The sequence below is a fragment of the Spiroplasma sp. ald genome (assembly GCF_044714355.1).
GTDB lineage: Bacteria > Bacillota_I > Bacilli_A > Mycoplasmatales > Mycoplasmataceae > Spiroplasma > Spiroplasma phoeniceum.
In genome coordinates this window covers 1-2,681 of sequence record NZ_RXFY01000123.1, presented here as the reverse complement: position 1 = coordinate 2,681, position 2,681 = coordinate 1, and the positions used below count along the sequence as shown (strand labels likewise).

At 25.6% G+C, this 2,681-nt stretch carries 4 protein-coding genes; 2 read left to right on the top strand and 2 right to left on the bottom strand.

All coding sequences use genetic code 4. From position 1 onward, the window contains the following. Positions 1–1,248 precede the first annotated feature (1,248 nt). A complete protein-coding gene (locus EHU54_RS05365; protein ID WP_400249349.1) occupies positions 1,249–1,557 on the top strand; it encodes a hypothetical protein in 309 nt (102 codons plus the stop codon). A 38-nt stretch (positions 1,558–1,595) separates the two neighbouring features. On the opposite strand, the gene EHU54_RS05360 is transcribed toward EHU54_RS05365, so the two are convergent. Further along, positions 1,596–1,823: a hypothetical protein gene (locus tag EHU54_RS05360; RefSeq protein ID WP_400249348.1), complete on the bottom strand. Its 228-nt coding sequence runs from the start codon at positions 1,821–1,823 to the stop codon at positions 1,596–1,598. Next, the gene (locus EHU54_RS05355; RefSeq protein ID WP_400249346.1) at positions 1,738–1,923 is read right to left on the bottom strand and encodes a S1 RNA-binding domain-containing protein; all 186 of its coding nucleotides are present in this window, start codon (positions 1,921–1,923) and stop codon (positions 1,738–1,740) included. Before EHU54_RS05355 ends, EHU54_RS05360 begins: the two co-directional genes overlap by 86 nt. Positions 1,924–2,253: 330 nt before the next feature. Here EHU54_RS05355 and EHU54_RS05350 point away from each other — a divergent pair, with 330 nt between their 5' ends. Further along, a complete protein-coding gene (locus EHU54_RS05350) occupies positions 2,254–2,484 on the top strand; it encodes a hypothetical protein (protein ID WP_400249344.1) in 231 nt (76 codons plus the stop codon). Positions 2,485–2,681 lie beyond the last annotated feature (197 nt).

Below are 2,681 nucleotides of genomic sequence, written 5' to 3'. Positions count from 1 at the left end.
AAAATTAATAACAAAAAACGAATTACTAGTTATGAACATTTAAATAAAAAATATGATTTAAATTTTAGTGACTATAATTTTGGTTTTGATTGAGAAGTATTTAAAGACTTTGCATCAGNTGTATATGCTAGATATTTTACATCTTCTTGTTTTTTTAAATTTATTTCGTCAGGACGGGGAACTAATAAAACATGACTCCACATTGCATATAAACTATTCCTAGCTTGTAATTTCTTAGATTCATCTTCAGTCATTTTAAGACGCTATGCTAATACCCATGACGATACTACTTATGGTGACGCTATCAATGTTTGCAACTATTTATACAATACTTATGGAATTGATTTAGGGCCTGAAAATGAAAACGGAATTGAGTGACCAAAAAATTTAAAGGAAGGCGAAGAAATTATTTTCCCTAGCGGGGTTAGAATTTGTTTTGCCGGGTATGCAAATGGTAATAAAATTATGGGAAAAGTTGGTAAAGGAAGTGGGATTTTATCTGCATGAACAGATGAAATGATACATGCTGAAGAAAAAGAAATCTTAACTGATAAAGAACTAGATAAAAGATATAATAATTTAAGAGTTTCAATGTTTCGTTCAAAAAGTTTAAAGGTGTCTTACGAAAAATACACGGATGAAAATGATAATGAACAATATAATTTAGATAATCCTATTCCAGTAAAAGAATTATCTTGGACATTTCAAGAATGAGACAACATAGCAAAACAACATATAACAGTAACAACATTTTTTCATAAAACATATTCTAACCAATTTACTTTTAATCCTTTTGATAAATACCATGTCTTTTATGAAAAATTTGTAACGCCATTTTTACCTTTAAATGAAAGAATTAAAAATATTTTAAAAGAACACAACCAAGTATATTCAGAAAACAAACATGTATTTAAAGGTTTAGGTGTTTTTAATTTACGATTAACAATGGGAGCTGTTTGAAATAAAATACCCGATATTACTAAAAAACTTGTTTTAGCAAATAAAGAAGAGCGACCTGATTTATTTGAAATTGAAGACCATACAGTATTTTTATTTAGTGGCTATAAAATTAATGAAAATAATGAATATGATAAATATTTAATTTAAGAAAATGTTGTTACCCCAAAAAACACAATGAATTTAAATTAAATAGTTGAATATTACGGCCAATGAATAATTGATACATTTGATAAATTTGATGGTTTTGAATATGCAACATTTCATTATGATATTAATGCCCACGACTTTATGCAAAAATTACAAGAAGATATTTACCCTTATTTAGGCTATAAAATTAAAATGTTTAAAGCGAAAAAACATCAGACATCTCTTAATAAAGAAGCAGGTATAATCAATCGCGTAACCTGAATAAGAAAAGTGTTTGTTCAAGGTAAAATATATGGCATATTAGATAACTTCCCATTTTTAGATAAGTGCATTAGTGAACTAAGATTTAGTGATACCAAAACAAACACACCTGATAGTAAAATGTACCATGACCCATATGATTCTTTGTTTTATGGCTCTTATCCGTATCGTTTTAAAATGGGAATATAAAAAGGTTTTAAAAACTTTCTAAAATTTATAAATTTTATTTACTTTTTATTTACTAAATAATTAGTATTTAATGATTTTTCTAAACTAGGTGATTTCTCTTGTATTTTATTACCATCATCATTTTTCAATAGTTCAGGATGACAATTTTTATAACTTAATTTAAGATGTTTTCTAACTGAATTAAAATCTATTATCTCAACTTCAATTTCATCACCAACATCAAAAAAAATCTCTAATATCTCTAACAAAGTAATCTGAAATCTCACTAATATGAATTAAACCATCAGCCTTTTCTGCTCTACAAAAAGCACCATAAGGTGTAATGTTTGTTATTTTAACATTAACTTTATTTTCTTTTTTATACATAAAATTAAATATACTTCCTTTCTTTAAATGCTTTAATTATATCATTAAGACTATAAAAATCATTTGCAGGAATTGGGCGAGCGGTTGATTTTCTGAAATTTTGTGATAAAATGACTTACAAGTTAAAAAAGATTTTGAGGTTCTCTCAAACAAATTTGGGAACCTTTATAAAATTCTTCGCTTAACGCTTAGAATTTTTCCCCAAGGATTTTGAAAAGCGCGGCAAAAGTTTTTTTAAACTTTAAGGCATTTTTCACAAACTTATGAAAATCACCGCGAGCCCAGATTATATCAATATCAAATAATAAATTTGAGTAAAGGAATGATGATATGAGATATTTAATTTTATCAATAAGGTGTTTTTTCCTAACTGAAACAAAAAAGAAAATAGCAATATTGTTAATAACAATTTTATTGTTAGGATTATGTATTTCTTTGCCTATTGTATTTGTTACTGCTGCTAATAATAAAACAAAATTTGAAAATTCATATTTAGATAGAAATGGAACTCGTATATATTGTGATAAAAACCAAAAAATAGGTCAAGCATTAATTGATTAGACTTCTTGCATAACCTAGTTATTTTAAAATTCCTATAAAATATATTTAAAATAGAAATTATAGGAATCTAAAATTATGAAATTTAATAAATTTGATTTTATTAATGATAAAGAATTATTCCGATTAAAAGGAATAAAACAAGCCACTTTTAATAAAATGTTAGATATTTTAAAGGTTGCTGAAATAGAAAAATTTAA